Annotated in this window: 19 protein-coding genes; 12 read left to right on the forward strand and 7 right to left on the reverse strand. The window is 30.1% G+C overall.

Annotated features, from left to right (window positions below):
* Nucleotides 1-5: 5 nt before the first annotated feature.
* Nucleotides 6-389, reverse strand: a complete 384-nt coding sequence (locus L8W68_RS04675) for a RidA family protein (protein WP_263675187.1) — start codon at nucleotides 387-389, stop codon at nucleotides 6-8.
* Between the two features lie 230 nt (nucleotides 390-619).
* A complete protein-coding gene (locus L8W68_RS04680) occupies nucleotides 620-1,249 on the reverse strand; it encodes a GntR family transcriptional regulator (protein ID WP_263675188.1) in 630 nt (209 codons plus the stop codon).
* 146 nt (nucleotides 1,250-1,395) lie between these two features.
* On the opposite strand from L8W68_RS04680, the gene L8W68_RS04685 reads away from it, so the two are divergent.
* Nucleotides 1,396-1,776, forward strand: coding sequence for a YbgC/FadM family acyl-CoA thioesterase (locus L8W68_RS04685; protein ID WP_257936520.1), 381 nt, complete (start codon nucleotides 1,396-1,398; stop codon nucleotides 1,774-1,776).
* Here L8W68_RS04685 and L8W68_RS04690 read toward each other — a convergent pair.
* From L8W68_RS04690 to L8W68_RS04700, 3 genes are read right to left on the reverse strand one after another with little or no spacing between them, the layout of a single operon-like run.
* Nucleotides 1,754-2,971, reverse strand: coding sequence for a hypothetical protein (locus L8W68_RS04690; RefSeq protein WP_263675189.1), 1,218 nt, complete (start codon nucleotides 2,969-2,971; stop codon nucleotides 1,754-1,756). The genes L8W68_RS04685 and L8W68_RS04690 overlap by 23 nt on opposite strands.
* A complete protein-coding gene (locus tag L8W68_RS04695; RefSeq protein ID WP_263675190.1) occupies nucleotides 2,968-3,579 on the reverse strand; it encodes a uracil-DNA glycosylase family protein in 612 nt (203 codons plus the stop codon). Before L8W68_RS04695 ends, L8W68_RS04690 begins: the two co-directional genes overlap by 4 nt.
* Complete coding sequence (locus L8W68_RS04700; protein ID WP_263675213.1) at nucleotides 3,579-4,052, reverse strand: GNAT family N-acetyltransferase; 474 nt, start codon at nucleotides 4,050-4,052, stop codon at nucleotides 3,579-3,581. The genes L8W68_RS04695 and L8W68_RS04700 overlap by 1 nt, the downstream gene beginning before the upstream one ends.
* A 138-nt stretch (nucleotides 4,053-4,190) precedes the next feature.
* Here L8W68_RS04700 and rpmH point away from each other — a divergent pair, with 138 nt between their 5' ends.
* Genes rpmH through L8W68_RS04755 form a run of 11 tightly spaced genes read left to right on the forward strand, consistent with a single transcriptional unit; the run spans nucleotide 4,191 to nucleotide 15,241 of the window.
* On the forward strand, nucleotides 4,191-4,325 hold the full coding sequence (rpmH, locus tag L8W68_RS04705) for a 50S ribosomal protein L34 (protein ID WP_012661270.1): 135 nt from the start codon (nucleotides 4,191-4,193) through the stop codon (nucleotides 4,323-4,325).
* Entirely contained in the window at nucleotides 4,322-4,648 is a 327-nt protein-coding gene (gene rnpA, locus L8W68_RS04710; protein WP_263675214.1) for a ribonuclease P protein component, read from the forward strand. The genes rpmH and rnpA overlap by 4 nt, the downstream gene beginning before the upstream one ends.
* Nucleotides 4,636-5,019: a membrane protein insertion efficiency factor YidD gene (gene yidD / locus L8W68_RS04715; RefSeq protein ID WP_263675191.1), complete on the forward strand. Its 384-nt coding sequence runs from the start codon at nucleotides 4,636-4,638 to the stop codon at nucleotides 5,017-5,019. The genes rnpA and yidD overlap by 13 nt, the downstream gene beginning before the upstream one ends.
* Nucleotides 4,983-6,563, forward strand: a complete 1,581-nt coding sequence (yidC, locus tag L8W68_RS04720) for a membrane protein insertase YidC (RefSeq protein WP_263675192.1) — start codon at nucleotides 4,983-4,985, stop codon at nucleotides 6,561-6,563. The genes yidD and yidC overlap by 37 nt, the downstream gene beginning before the upstream one ends.
* Entirely contained in the window at nucleotides 6,547-7,392 is an 846-nt protein-coding gene (locus L8W68_RS04725; RefSeq protein WP_263675193.1) for a Jag N-terminal domain-containing protein, read from the forward strand. The genes yidC and L8W68_RS04725 overlap by 17 nt, the downstream gene beginning before the upstream one ends.
* The gene (mnmE, locus tag L8W68_RS04730; RefSeq protein WP_263675194.1) at nucleotides 7,389-8,717 is read left to right on the forward strand and encodes a tRNA uridine-5-carboxymethylaminomethyl(34) synthesis GTPase MnmE; all 1,329 of its coding nucleotides are present in this window, start codon (nucleotides 7,389-7,391) and stop codon (nucleotides 8,715-8,717) included. The genes L8W68_RS04725 and mnmE overlap by 4 nt, the downstream gene beginning before the upstream one ends.
* A gap of 12 nt (nucleotides 8,718-8,729) precedes the next feature.
* Nucleotides 8,730-10,907, forward strand: coding sequence for a phosphoribosylformylglycinamidine synthase subunit PurL (gene purL, locus L8W68_RS04735; protein WP_263675195.1), 2,178 nt, complete (start codon nucleotides 8,730-8,732; stop codon nucleotides 10,905-10,907).
* A 2-nt stretch (nucleotides 10,908-10,909) separates the two neighbouring features.
* Nucleotides 10,910-11,680 carry a DnaJ domain-containing protein gene (locus L8W68_RS04740; RefSeq protein WP_257904721.1) on the forward strand — a complete coding sequence of 257 codons (771 nt, stop codon included), beginning with the start codon at nucleotides 10,910-10,912 and terminating at the stop codon, nucleotides 11,678-11,680.
* Nucleotides 11,677-13,209 (forward strand): bifunctional phosphoribosylaminoimidazolecarboxamide formyltransferase/IMP cyclohydrolase, encoded by a 1,533-nt coding sequence (gene purH, locus L8W68_RS04745; protein ID WP_263675196.1) that lies wholly within the window; start codon nucleotides 11,677-11,679, stop codon nucleotides 13,207-13,209. Before L8W68_RS04740 ends, purH begins: the two co-directional genes overlap by 4 nt.
* A 14-nt stretch (nucleotides 13,210-13,223) precedes the next feature.
* On the forward strand, nucleotides 13,224-14,816 hold the full coding sequence (locus L8W68_RS04750; protein WP_263675197.1) for a methyl-accepting chemotaxis protein: 1,593 nt from the start codon (nucleotides 13,224-13,226) through the stop codon (nucleotides 14,814-14,816).
* Between the two features lie 11 nt (nucleotides 14,817-14,827).
* Entirely contained in the window at nucleotides 14,828-15,241 is a 414-nt protein-coding gene (locus tag L8W68_RS04755) for an META domain-containing protein (protein ID WP_263675198.1), read from the forward strand.
* A 14-nt stretch (nucleotides 15,242-15,255) separates the two neighbouring features.
* Here L8W68_RS04755 and pyrF read toward each other — a convergent pair whose 3' ends face one another.
* Both pyrF and nusB read right to left on the reverse strand, forming a co-directional pair.
* Nucleotides 15,256-15,939, reverse strand: coding sequence for an orotidine-5'-phosphate decarboxylase (gene pyrF / locus L8W68_RS04760; protein WP_263675199.1), 684 nt, complete (start codon nucleotides 15,937-15,939; stop codon nucleotides 15,256-15,258).
* Nucleotides 15,936-16,334 (reverse strand): transcription antitermination factor NusB, encoded by a 399-nt coding sequence (nusB, locus tag L8W68_RS04765; RefSeq protein ID WP_257397005.1) that lies wholly within the window; start codon nucleotides 16,332-16,334, stop codon nucleotides 15,936-15,938. The genes pyrF and nusB overlap by 4 nt, the downstream gene beginning before the upstream one ends.

A 16,334-nucleotide genomic window follows, 5' to 3' on the forward strand; every position in this document is an offset into this window, starting at 1 on the left:
TAATTTTAATTATGAGTTTGTGCATAAACTACAAATTCAACCAGCATTTCTTCTCTAGCCAAACCAGAAACAATAAATGCAGCTCTATTTGGATAAACTGTATTAAAATAGGTTGAATATACCGAATTTACAAATTTTAAATCTTCTCTTTTTGTAACATAAATTAAAATCTGTAACACATCATCTAATTTAGAACCAGCACATTCTAAAGTATGAATAAGATTTGAAAAAACTTGTTTGGTTTGCGCTTCTATACCACCAGTAACAACCTCTCCATTTTTATCAATAGGAATTTGTGCTGTATATAAAATATTATTTGATACAACAGCCCATTCTAATGGAGATTTTGAGGGGAATAATTTTGTTTTAACCGCTATTTTACTTGACATACAACTCCTTTTTGTATTGTTATATTTTCAAGTCTATAGGAAAAAAACTTAATAAATACTTAATGTCGACAATAAATATATTATATATTTTATTACCTTGAAAAAACATATAAATATGTGAATATTGGTAAACATATTTAAAAGATATTCCTATGATTAAAATACCAAATAAGTTAGTAAGGTAGTTTTAGTTGTAAAATTAAATATATATACTTAATTATATGATTATATCAAATCAAATATTGTTTAACAAAATTCTCAAAATAATCAATAATATCATCAACATATTCCAAGGCTTTTTCTGTGTTTTTTTGATACACAGCTTTTAATATATTCTTGTGTTTTTCTTTTACAATATCATGTTGACTATTTTGAGCATAGCGATACCAAAATCTCCTTGAAATCCCTTGTACATTTCTCAATTCTTCGTAAATAAAATAATTTTTAGAAGCTTTAGCTAATACATCTTGTCTTTTATCAAGCCATGATAAAAAATTTATTTCATCATAATTTTCAATTTCATTTAAAAGTTCATTTATAGCTTTTTTATCATCCTCAGTAAGTCTTTTTATAGCACATTCTATACAAAGTTTCAAAATAACTCTTCTTACTTCCAAAAGTTGCATTTGTAAAGAAGCATTCATTTGTGGAACCATTATTCCTGCATTTGATATATTCACCAAATAACGTTTTGAAAGCAACAATAATGCTTCTCTTACAGGCGTACGTCCAACATCAAGCATATTTGCTATGCCCTGTTCTGTCAAAATACTACCAGGCTCTATTTCACAAAAAACTATTCTTCTTTCTAATTCATCATATACTTGTTCGGCTAAAGTTTTATTTTTCACTTTTTTCATGTAATTTCCAAATATAAAATAAAAATTATAGAATAATATCTAATTATTAATGTATTTAAGACAGAATATTAATGATTAAAATTCATATTTGATATTCAATTTACTTTCAATATAATGTATTATAAAAAACAAAAAAAGGATTTTAAATGCAAATACGAATTTATTATGAAGATACCGATGCAGGTGGAGTGGTATACCATAGCAACTACTTAAAATTTTGCGAAAGAGCAAGAAGTGAGATATTTTTTCAAAAAAATGCAAAAATTTTTGATAAAAATACAGGACATTTCCTACTTACTAAAGCAAATTGTAACTTTTTAAAACCCGCTAAACTTGGAGATCTTATAGAAGTAAAAACATTTATCACAAAGCTTAAAAAAGCCTCAGTTTGTATAAAACAAGAGATTTATAAAGAAAATACCAAGCTTTTTGAGGCTGAATTTACCCTAGCCTTTTTAAAAAATGAAAAAGTAGCCCCTATAGATGAGGCTATAGCTAGGGTTTTTACTGATCTTGCAAAGGAGTAAAACCTAAGCCTTGCGAGCGTATGATCTTAACCTTATAGTCAAATTGATTATTATTTAAACTCTCATCGAAAATTCTTTGAGAGTCTTTATCTAAAAACTGCGTATAAAAATAATCAAGACCCACGCTAGTTGCATACGCTATCCAGTTATAGTTAATATTTTGCGAAAAAAGCTCATTAAGATAGCTTAGAGTTTGATCCTCATTAGAAATGGAATTTGCTAGCAAAAGTTTTTTTCTATCATTAATTTGCGTTAAACTTAGCAAAATAGGATTATAATTAATCTGAGTTGATAATAACACAAAAGGTTCTATATCATAAGTTCTTATTTGCGAGCTTATGAGCGCTGTTTTTATCAAAGAGGTATTTAAAATAATACTAGAATCTTGAAAACTTCTATTTTGATTTAAAATACTTCTAAAATCAAATTTAGAACTATTAATAGTATAAATTTTCTCGCTACCATTACCTGCGTTTAAAACATTCTCATCTAAGCGATTTGCCAAAGGTGTTCCATCTGAAAAAATAATATTTTTGCCATTTGAATACTCTAAAAGTTTTTGAATTTGTTTTTGATAATCTATACTTCCAAAATACACATTTTCATTTTGCGTATCAAAATTTCTTTTATGTACAGTTGGTATGAAAACTTTTACATTTAAATCAAGATTTTCTTTTAATAAATTTTTCACACCCTTATCCGTAAAACCTGCGATGATATAATTAAATTTTTCTTCTTGAGCTTGTTTAAAAGCTTTAGCTATCTTGCTCTCATCTTCAGTACCTATTAAAAACACCTTTACTTTTATCTGCGCTCTTTGTCTTAGCAAATACGCTATACTTGAGTTTATAATAGTATTAGAATAACTTTTAATCGTTTGCTCAGGTAAAATAATAGCTAGTTTTACACTAGCATTTTTTTGAATTCTTTTTTCAAAATCTATAATAGAATTTAAAAGTTTAGTATAGATATTAACCAAAAGTTCATTTGCATTATCATTGTTAAATCTTGATAAGAAATTAAAATAAAGTCCTGTTTCTAACAAAGTAAACAAACAATCATTATCGCAATTTTGAAATTCTAAATTAGGATAAAAAGACTCACTAGGTTCTATGGGTGATGGCTTTTGCTCTTTTGCAAAAACACTTAAAGTTAAAACAAAACTCATCAACAAACAAACTAAACTTTTTCTCATAAATAACCTTTTATTTTTTTAATATCTTCTATAAATTCAGTATAAAAGCTAGGATTTTTACTCACAAAATTCAAATCATAACTTGGCAAAAGCAAAGCATTATTAAAACGCATACATTGCCCTTTGTATTTTTGAAAATTCTCAAAACCCAAACTCGCAAAAGCTTCTTGACCAAGACATAAAATAATCTTTGCTTTTACAAAATCAAGCTCGTTATAAAAATACGGCAAGCATAATTTTAGTGCTTGATCATCTATTTTAAAATTACTAAAACATTTAAACATATAAGAAAAATATATTTCATCTTCTTTTAAATTTAAAAGCTCTTCGCAAAGCATTAAAAACTCTTGCTTATTTTTAGAAGCAAAAAACTTTCCACTTTCATTTTCTTCTTTATCAACAAAGGCTTGGTAAATCAAAATTTTAGCATTTTTGGCTTCTTTTTCTATTAAACTATGTTTTCTTAGTTTAGAAAAATGACAAAGATTGCAAGTTTTCACTCTTTCATTTAATTCTTTAAAGTTTAAGTTAAAATGTCTAATTTTCTTTTGTTCATTTAAGTATTCATAACCAAAAGCTTTTAGATAATACAAACTGCGTTTATTCATCACATCAATGCTTCTAAATTTTCACCCTCTAAACGATAAGTTCTCCACTCGCTCATATGTCTTGCATTTAACTTGGTATAAAATTCAATACCCAAATCATTATCATTTAAACAAACCCACTCTAAGCGTTTGAGATTTTTTTCTTTACAAATTTGTGCTAAGTATTTAAAAACAGCTCTAGCATAGCCTTTTTTTCTATGTTTTGGCTGTATGTAAATATCTTCTAAGTACAACCCACCCAAACCCCAAAAAGATGAAAAAGTAAAATAATACATCACATAACCTATTATCTCACCATCAACCTTTAAGCTCAAAGCCTTAGCATATTCATATTTAAAAAACGATTCTTCAAGCTCTTTAGTTGTACATTTTACATCATCAAGCATATTTTCATGAATAGCAAGTTCTTTGAGTAATTCCAAAATTTTTTCTAAATCTTCTTTTTTACTCTCACAAATTTCAAAAGCCATTATTTTTCCTTAATTTACAAAATAAAATCAAAATTTAGCAAAAAGTTTTAAAATAACTCTTAATTAAAAGCAGATTTAAGTAAGATTTTGCTAACATACTCGCTTATTATTTTGTTTTTTATTTTAAGTTAAGGAAAAAATATGAAAAGAACATACCAACCACATAAAACCCCTAAAAAAAGAACTCATGGTTTTCGCGTACGTATGAAAAGTAAAAATGGTCGCAAAGTGATCAATGCTAGACGCGCTAAAGGTAGAAAAAGATTAGCGGTATAAAAGATTTTCTAAGTATTAACGACTTAGGAGAGTTTGCAACAATTTATAAAGAAGGTAAAAAATGGCATTGCGAAGGCATGATCATCTTTTACATTTTGAGTGATGAAAAAAAATTCGCTGTTGTTGCTAGCAAAAAAGTTGGAAAAGCTGTCATAAGAAATAGAGCCAAAAGGCTCTTAAGATCAGCTTTTTTTCAGGTTAAAAATCAAGTTGAAAACGGAAAATACATACTTGTAGCTAAAACAAGTATCACTGAAATTCCTTTTTTAAAATTAGAAAAAAACTTGAAATGGGGTTTGAAAAAAATAGGATGTATAAAATAGCTTGTCTAAAACTTATCAGATTTTATCAACTCTTTATCAGTCCTTTTAAACCACAATGCTGTAGGTATTACCCAAGTTGCTCTGAATACGCCTTGTGGCAATTTAAAAAAAATAATATTATTAAAGCATTTGGTGCAGTTTTTTTAAGAATTTTAAAATGCAATCCGTTTTTTAAAGGTGGTATTGATTATCCTAAAATACGCAAGAATAATCTAAACTCAGGTATATGTTTTAAACCTAGTTTTAATGCTTTAAAACAACTCAACTATCTTTATATCCCTTGCAACGATAATCAATTTTTTTTAATTAAGATTATATTTCCAAAGGACAATCCGTGTCAGAAAATTTATCTCAACAAAAACGCATATTAATCGCTGTTGTATTATCATTTTTATTTTTTGTAGTTTATGATTATTTTTTTATCCCCAAAGCTCCACAAACTGAGCAAAATATCACCCAAATAGAACAAAACAACTCAGCTCCACAAAGCACTACAAACACAAACACCCAAGCTCCAAAAACAGAACTTAGTGTTAATCAAAAAGAAGAAATAGCAGTTGTTAAAAGTGAGCATTTTGAAGCACATATTGACTCTTTAGGTAGGATAGCTAAATTTTATCTAAGTGATGAAAAATACAAAGATGAAAATGGTAAAAGTATTAATCTAGTAGATACTTCTTTATCGCCTTTACCACTAGAAGTAAGATTTAGCGATGCAAAAATCAATCAAGAAGCTTTTAATACTTCATATACCACAAGTCAAAAAACTATCAATGTAAGCGATGAAAACACAACCTTAATCCTTACTCAAAATCTAAACGATTTAGTAGTAACTAAAAAAATTACTTTCCATAAATATGGAAACTATGATTTAGAGGTTAATTTAAGTAAAGACGCAGCTTATTTTATCACTCCAGGTTATCGTCCAAATATAGCAGTTGATAGCTATACAGTGCATGGGGTTTTAATCTTAGATAAAGATGATAAAATCACAATGTTAGAAGATGGCGATGTAGAAAATGATGAAAGTTTTTCTAATGTAACCCTTATGGCAGCTTCAGATCGCTATTATAGTGCCTTCTTTTATAATTTTGAAAAACCACTTAATGCTGTAGTTACTAAAGACAATCACGAAAACTCTATCGTTTTTGCAAGTGCGACAAATACTTTTAAAGCAAGCGGTTATGTTGGCTCAAAAGAGCATGAAATTTTAAGAAGCATTCATGCGGATTTAGATGATGTTGTGGAATATGGTTGGTTTACTTTTATAGCTAAGCCTATGTTTGAATTTTTAAATTTCTTACATGGCTACATGGGCAACTGGGGTTGGGCTATTGTAGTGATGACTTTAATCGTGCGTATTATTCTTTTCCCACTTACTTATAAATCAATGATTTCTATGAATAAACTCAAAGATTTGGCACCTAAAATGAAAGATATCAGAGAGCGCTATAAAGGTGATCCGCAAAAAATGAATTTACATATGATGGAACTTTATAAAAAACATGGCGCAAATCCTATGAGTGGATGTTTGCCTATACTTATTCAAATTCCAATTTTCTTTGCAATTTATAGAGTTTTACTAAATGCTATAGAACTTAAAGCTGCACCTTGGGCTTTTTGGATTACAGATTTATCTGTAATGGATCCATGGTTTATTTTACCTATATTTATGGGTCTAACTATGTTTATCCAACAACTTATCACACCAATGGCCATACAAGATCCTATGCAAGAAAAGATTATGAAATTTTTACCATTAATTTTCACTTTCTTCTTCTTAACCTTCCCAGCAGGTTTAACTTTATATTGGTGTGTAAATAATATATGTTCACTTATTCAACAAGTGATTGTAAATAAACTTTTCAAAAACCACAAAAAAGAGGAAATAGCTAAACATGAACATAGAAGCTAAAGACTTACAAACCGCACTCATAGAAGCCTCAAAGCAACTTGAGTGCTCTGTGATTGATCTAGAATATGAAGTTATTCAGCATGCTAAAGCAGGATTTTTTGGTTTGTTTAGAAAAAATGCTATTATTTGTATCAAAGGGCATAAAAAAACTCAAAAACCTCATCAAGAAAAAACTAAAAAATTTCATAATGAGAAATTTAACAAGCATACGCAAAAAAACTTTGATAAAAACGAACCTAAGAAAGAATACAAAGAAAATTTTCAAAAACCAATTGAAGATATTACTCAACCTAAAGAGCACTATAAAGTAAAAAATGATGCCATTTTTGATTCATTTCATAAAGAATCATCAGAAGAAAGAAATATCGCTTCCTATATTGATGAGATAAAAATTTCACTAGAAAAGCTACTAGCAACTTTTGATTTTGACATCAAAGTTGTACAAGTTAGCATTTGGGATGAAAATTGCGTACTAATAAAACTTGATGGAGAAGACGCGGCTTTACTTATAGGCAAAGAAGCTCATAGATATAAGGCTTTTTCTTATTTACTTTATAACTGGCTTAGCGCTAAATACAAAATTCAACCAAGACTAGAAATTGCTCAATTTTTAGAAAATCAAACCCAAGCTATAGAAAATTATTTAAAAATTCTTATAGAAAAAGTAGAAAGTACAGGAAGAGTTCAAACAAAACCACTTGATGGAATTTGGCTAAAACTTGCTTTAGAAAAATTAAGAGAACGCTTTCCTGATAAATATGTAGCTATCAAACAAAATGACGATCAAAGATATATCGTTGTGAATGATTTTTTGAAGAAAAATGAATGAATGATACTATAGCTGCCATTGCCACAGCCCATGGAGTGGGCTCTATAAGTATTATTAGAATAAGTGGGGGGAAAGCTTTAGAGCTTGCATTGAAAATTACCCACAAAAAAGAACTAACACCCCGCTATGCACATTTGTGCAAACTTTATAAAAACAACAACGATTTTTTAGACGAAGCTTTAGTAATTTATTTTAAAGCCCCCTACTCTTTTACAGGAGAAGATATAGTAGAATTTCAACTTCATGGGGGTTTTTCTTTGAGTGAAATTTTACTTGATGAGCTTATTTTAGCAGGTGCACGCCTTGCTAACCCTGGAGAATTTAGCAAAAGAGCTTGTTTAAATGGCAAGATGGATCTTTTAAAAGCTTTAAGCATACAGGATGCCATCATGTCAAAATCAACAAGTGCTGCAAATATCATAGCAAAAAACATTAAAGGTGATTTAAGTAAATTTTTAAATACCATTAGAATGGATCTTGTTCAAACCCTTGCTTTTGTAGAAACAAGCATTGATTATGCAGATGATGATTTACCGCAAGATTTGCTTGATCAAATCATTGCTATGTGTGAAAAAAATTCAAAACTTTTACGTGATATAGTAGATATTTCTTTAAGTAAAAAAGGACTTATAGAAGGCTTTAAAGTCGCTATTATCGGTAAGCCAAATGCGGGAAAAAGCTCCTTGTTAAATTCACTTTTAGCTTTTGATAGAGCTATTGTTTCTAATATTGCAGGCACCACAAGAGATCGTATCGAGGAAAGTTTAAAAATAGGCTCACATTTAATCAAAATCATCGACACAGCAGGTATAAGAAATGCAGATGATGAGATAGAAAAAATCGGGGTTAATTTAAGCTATGAAAGTATTAAAGAAGCAGATATTATCATAGCTGTTTTCGATGGATCTAAAGAATTTGAAGAAGAAGATGAGCGTATTTTACAAGCTTTAAAAGATTGTGATAAAAAAATCATTTATGTTTTAAACAAAAGCGATCTAACCACCAAATTTAAACATGAAATTAGCACTTCTTGTATACGCATTTGCGCCCAAGAAAACACTCAAGCCATTAAGGAAAGTTTAAATGAATACTTAAATACTTTAGATGGCGATGGAATGCTAATTAGCAATACCTTAATACTCAATGCTTGTAAAAATGCTAGCGAAGCTATTTTGCGTGCAAGAGATTTATTAAAAGAAAGTTCTTTAGAACTTTTTGCTTTTGAATTAAATTTAGCCATAGGAGAAATAGCTCAATTTACAAAATATTTTGAAAGAGATGAAATTTTAGATGCTATGTTTAGTAATTTTTGTTTAGGAAAATAAAAAGGAGAGAAAATGGATAAAGAAATTATAAAACAACACAAAATTAGCGACGAGGAATATCAAGAAATTTTAAACATACTAGGTAGAGAGCCTAATTTGCTAGAGCTTGGAGTAATTTCTGCTATGTGGAGTGAGCATTGCTCATATAAATCAAGTAAAAAATACCTTAATGGCTTTCCAACCAAGGCCCCTTGGGTAATCCAAGGTCCTGGTGAAAACGCTGGAGTAATAGATATAGGCAAAGGAATGGCAGCTGTATTTAAAGTAGAAAGTCATAATCACCCAAGTTTTATAGAGCCATTCGCAGGTGCAGCAACAGGTGTGGGCGGAATTTTACGTGATGTTTTTACCATGGGTGCAAGAGTTGTTGCAGGTATGAATTCTTTAAAATTTGGTAATATCCATAATGAAAAAATAGGCAAACATCAAAAATATTTAGTTAAAGGTGTAGTAAGTGGAATTTCACACTATGGTAATTGCATGGGTGTGCCTACCATAGGTGGAGAATGTGCTTTTGATGAGTGTTTTAACGGAAATATCTTAGTTAATGCTTTTGCACTTGGAACTTGCAAAATCGAAGATATTTTTTATGCAAAAGCTGAAGGTATAGGTAATCCTGTAATTTATGTGGGTTCAAAAACTGGTCGTGACGGGCTTGGTGGAGCTGTAATGGCAAGCGATAGTTTTAATGAATCTAGCAAAAGCTTAAGACCAACCGTGCAAATTGGCGATCCATTTGCTGAAAAATTATTAATGGAAGCTTGTTTAGAACTTTTCAAAACTGATTATATAGTTGGAATTCAAGATATGGGCGCAGCAGGACTTACTTCAAGCTCTTTTGAAATGGCAGGACGCAGTGGTAGCGGTATGAAACTTTACCTTGATAAAACTCCTATGAGAGAAGAAGGTATGACTCCTTATGAGTTAATGTTAAGTGAATCTCAAGAAAGAATGCTAATTTGTGCTAAAAAAGGCTATGAAGAAAAAGTTATTGAAATTTTTAACAAATGGGGGCTTGATGCTGCCATTATAGGCGAAGTTACCGATACTGGTAAAATGGAACTATTTTGGCATGATGAATTAGTTGGTTTGATCCCGATTGAGCCACTAAGCGAAAAAGCACCTATGCTTGATAGACCTGTGGCTAAACCAAAATACTTAGATGAGATAAAAAACTATCAATTTAAGCTTAACATTCCTACTCAAGAAGCATTTGAAAAACTCCTTGCAGATGAAAATGTTAGCAATAAAGCTTATATTTATGAGCAATTTGACTCAAGCGTACAAACCAATACTTTAAAAAGTGATGGGGCTTTAGGTGCAAATAGTATTAGAATTAAAGAAAATAACTGCTTACTTTCTATGGTCATTGAGTGCAACTCAAGATTAAACTATGTAAATCCAAAAATCGGCGCAGCAGCAGCTGTTGCAAGTGCAGGAAGAAAAATAGCATGCTCAGGAGCCAGACCTTTAGCAATTAGTGATTGTTTAAACTATGGCAACCCACAAAATCCTGAGGTAATGTGGCAATTTGCACAAGGTTGCGAAGGTATTAAATTAGCTTGTAAAGAACTCAATACCCCTGTAGTAAGCGGCAATGTTTCTTTATACAATGAAACCGATGGTGTAAGTATTTTTCCAAGCCCAACTATAGCTTGCGTTGGGGTAAATGAAAAAGCAGAAAATGTTTTAAAATCATATTTTAGTAAAGACACTAGGGCTATTTATCTACTTGGAGAAAGCAAAGGTAGTTTTGGTGGATCTTTGATTGCTAAAGTACTAGATCAAAAAGTAGCAGGAGAACTTAAAGATATTGATTTTAAAGCAGAATTAAAACTATGGGATTTCTTGCTAAAAGCAAACGAAGCAAAATTACTTGATTGTGCTAATAGCATAGGCATAGGTGGTCTTGCTATTACTTTAGCTAAAATGAGTGCAAAAGCAAATTTAGGTATTGAAGTAAAAACTGATTTTGAAGATAAGAGTTTTATTTTCGAAGAAAGTCCGACAAGAGTTATAGTTGGCGTTAAAGATGAAGAAAAATTTATTAAATTTGTAAATGAAATGGGAATTAAATTTACAAAACTTGGAAATTTAAATGAAAAAGATTTCATTTTAGATGATATTAAGATATCTTTAGCAAAACTACAAACAATTTATTTTGATAAATTTAATGAGTATTTAGGATAAAAATGCTTTTTGTTTTACTTGTATTGGCAATTTTGGCATTTTATTGGTATTATAAAACATGGGGTAAAGATGATCTTTTAGGCTCCTTTAAAAAAGGGGCTAAAAGTTTCTCTCAAGGTTTTAAGCAAGGCTATCACGAAGAAAGAATTGATGGCTTTAAAAGAAGATTAAACTACTATGTAATAGCACTTTTAGCAAAAATAGCAAAAAGTGATGGCAGGGTTAGCGAAAATGAAGCTAATATGATCTCACAAATTCTTGATTATAACGCTAAAGATTCAAGAGAAAGAGAATTTTTAAAACAAAGTTTTAATGAACACAAAAACACCTTAAATGACACCTATGAAGTAGCCAAAGAACTCATCAAGGAAGTACCTTTACCTCAACAAGAAAGAATTAATATATTAAATGTTTTGGTTGCAATGGCCTTGATTGATGGAGAACTTAACAGCACTAAAAAAGATGTATTAAAAGCCATTGTCAAAGCCTTTAATCTTGATCTAAATATACTTGAAAGACTTCTAAATTCTATGCAAACTCAAAAAGTAGGCATGAATTTGCAAAAAGCATGTGAGATTTTAGGTGTAAGCGAAAATGTAAATTTACAAGAGCTTAAAAAACGCTATAGAGAACTTGCTAAAAAATATCATCCTGATATTTTAAACGCGAACAACAGCGATGAAGCAAAAATAAAAGAAGGTGTAAAAAAATTTCAAGAAGTTAATGAATCTTATGAATTTTTAAAACAATACATAGAAAGGAAAAATCAATGAAAGCACTAATTAGTGTCAGTGATAAAGAAGGAGTAGTAGAATTTGCTAGTGAGCTTGCAAAATTAGGTTTTGAGCTTTTATCTACTGGAGGCACTTATAAGCTTTTAAAAGAAAACAACCTACAAGTACAAGAAGTTAGTGATTTTACTCAAAGTCCTGAAATGTTTGAAGGACGCGTAAAAACCTTGCACCCAAAAATTCATGGCGGAATTTTATACAAAAGAGAAGATAAAAATCACCAAAAGCAAGCTAAAGAACATAATATAGAAAGCATAGACTTACTTTGTGTGAATTTATATCCTTTCAAAAAAACTACAATTTTAACCCAAGATTTTGATGAGATTGTAGAAAATATCGATATCGGCGGTCCTGCTATGATACGCAGTGGTGCAAAAAACTTTAAAAATGTCATTGTGGTTTGCGATATTTTAGACTATGGTAAAATCATACAAGCTTTAAAAGATAATACTTTAGATCTTGATTTTAGAAGAACATTGATGATCAAAGCTTATGAGCATACAGCAAATTATGATGCTTATATAGCAAACTATATGAACGAGCGTTTTAATGGTGGTTTTGGGGCAAGTAAATTTATTGTAGGTCAAAAAGTATTTGATACAAGATATGGAGAAAACCCTCATCAAAAAGGTGCCTTATATGAATTTGATGACTTTTTCACGCACAATTTTACAACCTTAAAAGGTGAAGCAAGTTTTAATAATCTAACCGATATTAACGCAGCTTTAAATTTAGCAAGTGCTTTTGATAAAGCTCCAGCAGTAGCCATTGTAAAACATGCAAATGCTTGTGGATTTGCCATAAAAGAAAACTTACTCCAAAGCTATATCCATGCGCTTAAATGCGATACCTTAAGTGCTTATGGAGGAGTTGTAGCTATTAATGGAACTTTAGATAAAGAATTAGCGCAAAAAATCAATGAAATTTATATAGAAGTAATCATTGCAGCAAATGTAGATGATGATGCTTTGGAAGTATTTAAAGATAAAAAACGTATTAAAATCTTTACACAAAAAGCGCCATTTTTAACTAGAGCCTATGATAAATATGATTTTAAACATATAGATGGTGGTTTTGTATATCAAGATAGCGATGAAGTTAAAGAAGATGAATTAAAAAATGCGGTATTAAAAAGCGAAAGAAAAGCTAATGAACAAGAATTAAAAGATCTTGAAATAGCTATGAAAATTGCTGCATTTACCAAATCAAATAACGTAGTTTATGTAAAAAATGGCGCTATGGTGGCTATTGGCATGGGTATGACAAGTCGTATTGATGCAGCTAAAGCAGCTATTAATAAAGCTAAGGAAATGGGACTTGATTTAAATGGTTGTGTTTTAGCAAGCGAGGCTTTCTTTCCATTTAGAGATAGCATAGATGAGGCTAGCAAAATAGGTGTAAAAGCTATTATTGAACCAGGTGGAAGCATAAGAGATGAGGATATCATCCAAGCTGCTAATGAATATGGTATTGCACTATATTTTAGTGGCGTAAGACACTTTTTACATTAACACAAGGAGCTTAAATGTTTAAAAGCATAGGTGCAAAGATATCTTTAGCAATGATTTCTACATTGCTAATTAGTTTTATTATTATGCAAATTATTTTACAAAAAGACTCTCAGCAAACGACCAATAGAATCAGCCGTGCAAATTTAGATACCTTAAGCACTTCTGTTTTTCAAACACTAAGAATGGCGATGAATTTGGGTGATCCTGCCATTATAGAACAAGCTATAAAAGAAGCAGGTGAGATAGAAGGTATAAAAGATATTAAAATTTATCCTTCAAAAAGCACCGTTGAGCTTTTTGAAATGCAAAAATACACAAAAAGCAATGAAAGTATTATCAATGAGCAATTTAACAAGCCAGAAATTAAAGCAGTTGAGATTAATAATGATCAAGGACATTATCTAAGGCTTATACGTCCATTAATTGCCAATGAGAGTTGTCTTGCTTGCCATGCAAATGCTAAAGAAGGTGATGTTTTAGGGGTTATGGATATGTATAATGACTTAAAACATGTAGATGATGATTTAGCAAGCTCAGCTAGAACTTATATTGTTATTTTTAGCATAGCTTTACTTTTTACTGTTTTTGCTGTGCTTTATATTTTAAAAATAGTTGTGGGTAATCCTGTTTTAGATCTTTTAAAACATGCTAAAGAGCTAGCTAGTGGCGATGGAGATTTACGCGCAAGAATTAACATAAAAAGCACTGATGAGATAGGTAAAGCTTGTACTTATATTAATCAATTTATTGAAAAAATTCAAAATGCAGTAATTTCTACTAATGAAAATTCTCAAATGGTAGATAAACAATCTAAACTTTTAAATGCTAATGCACTTGATCTAGCAAATAGAACTAAAGAAGGTCATACAAAAACCGATGAATCTTATCATTTAAGTGAGCAAATTCATACAGAGTTACAAGATCTTGCTGAACTTTCAAATAATGCAAACAAGGCAAATACAAAATCTTTTGAAGTTTTAAATACTATGCTTGATTCACTAAATCAGGTAGTAGATAAAGTAAGAGTTGTTGCAGAAAATGAAGATGTGTTATCTCAAAAAGTTGAAGTTATGGAAAAACAAGCAGAAGAGATTAAAAAAGCTTCTGATATGATGGGAGAAATTGCCGATAAAACTAATCTTTTATCATTAAATGCAGGTATTGAAGCAGCACGTGCTGGAGAATTTGGTCGCGGCTTTTCAGTTATTGCTGAAGATGTAAGAAATCTTGCTCAAAACTCAGAGGAATTTTTAAAAAATATTGCTATTGTCACCAAGCAATTAGTAGATAGTATTAATGAAGTTTCCAAAGAGTTAAAACACAATGCTAAAGAAATTAATTCTTTAAATCAAGATGCAAAAGATCTTGTAGAAGGAACTAATGAAGTAAAAGTTTGCAATGAAAATGCAAGAGATTTAGCAAATGCTTGTATGCAAAAAATCTCAAGCACACAAGAAACTTTACAATCTTTGCTTGATAAAATGCAAGAAACAGTAAAATTAAGTGATAAAAACGAAGAAATTTCAAAAATTTTACTTGATGTTGCTCATGAGTTAAATGTAGTTTGTCAAAATTTAGAAGATGAATTAAAACATTTTCATGTATAAGGAGAATCAAAATGAAAAAAATAATTACATTAAGTATAGCAAGCTTAGCTATTTTTAGTGGGTGTTCTGTGGCAAATTTAAGTGTTGATGATTTACAAAATAAAGAATTTACTATAAGTTCTTATGAAGCTAATGGAAAAAGTTATGAACTTCCTCAAAATTCTAAAGCAAGCATTAGTTTTGATAATAAAGACAAAAGAGTTTTTGGTGTTTCAGGATGTAATAGATTTTTTGGAAACTATAAAGATCAAGGAAATAGCATTAAAATAGAAGATAATCTTGCTTCAACAAAAATGCTTTGCGATCAAGAATCTATGAAATTTGAAGATAATTTCTTAAGAAATTTCAACGGAGATTTTCAAATCATTAGTGATGATGATGGAATTGTTTTAAATAATAAAAAAATGAAAGTATATTTAAAATAAGCCTAAAGAAAGGCTTATTTTAAATGCTCTAATATATCTTTACAAACCTTTCTAGGTTCTTTTGCTTTATAAATAGGTCTTCCAACTACGATAAAATCTGACAAATTATCCTTAGCACACTCTATATCAGCTACTCTTTTTTGATCGTCTGAATTTTCTTTAAATGGACGAATTCCAGGGGTTAATGTGATAAAATTTGAATTAGTGTTTTCTTTTATTAATAAACTTTCATATACCGAACAAACCATACCATCAAGACCACTTTCATAGCTAATTTTAGAAAAATCCTTAACAGCTTGCTTGATATCTTGTTTATATACACTAAAAAATTCTTGCTCATCAAAACTAGTTAAAGCAGATACGGCAAGCACCAAAGGTCTTTTGCTTAAAGCATTTAAACGCTCCATAATCATACACATAGCACTTTTACCTGCACTTGCATGAATATTAAACATATCTACATCAAGCTTAGCAAGCTCTTCACAAGCATCTGCCATAGTATTTGGTATATCATAAAGTTTTAAATCTAAAAAGATTTTAAAATTATCGACTTTTTTAATCGCCTCTAAAAGCTTTACCCCATCTCTTAAATACGATCTAAGCCCTATTTTAACCCAAAGGTCTAAGCCTTTTAATTCTTTGGCTAAATTTATACACTCATCATAGCTTGCCACATCAAAAGCCACACAAAGTTTCATTGCGCTTCCTTGTTGATTTTATCTAGTACTCCATTGATAAATTTAGGAGCATTATCCCCTGCCATTTCTTTTGCAAGCTCTATAGCTTCATTAATAATAATCGCTTTTTGCGTAGAAGTAAATAAAATCTCATAAGCACCCAAACGCAAAATAGCTTTTTCTATACTAGCCACTCCATCTAACTTATGCTCTTTCAAACACTCATTAATTTTCTCATCAAGCAAAGTAAGTTGCTCATTAATGCCATTATATAAATCTAGAGTGAATTTTCTTTGATCATTGCGAATTTTTTTCTCATCTAAAAATTCATTAATAAAATCTTTATTTTCTTGATTTAACTGTGCTGCATAAAGCAAAGAAACTATACTTTGTCTTACTTGGTGTCTAGTAGCCAT

It is taken from the genome of Campylobacter sp. FU_497, assembly GCF_025772425.1.
In the GTDB taxonomy this organism is placed as follows: Bacteria; Campylobacterota; Campylobacteria; order Campylobacterales; family Campylobacteraceae; genus Campylobacter_D; species Campylobacter_D lari_C.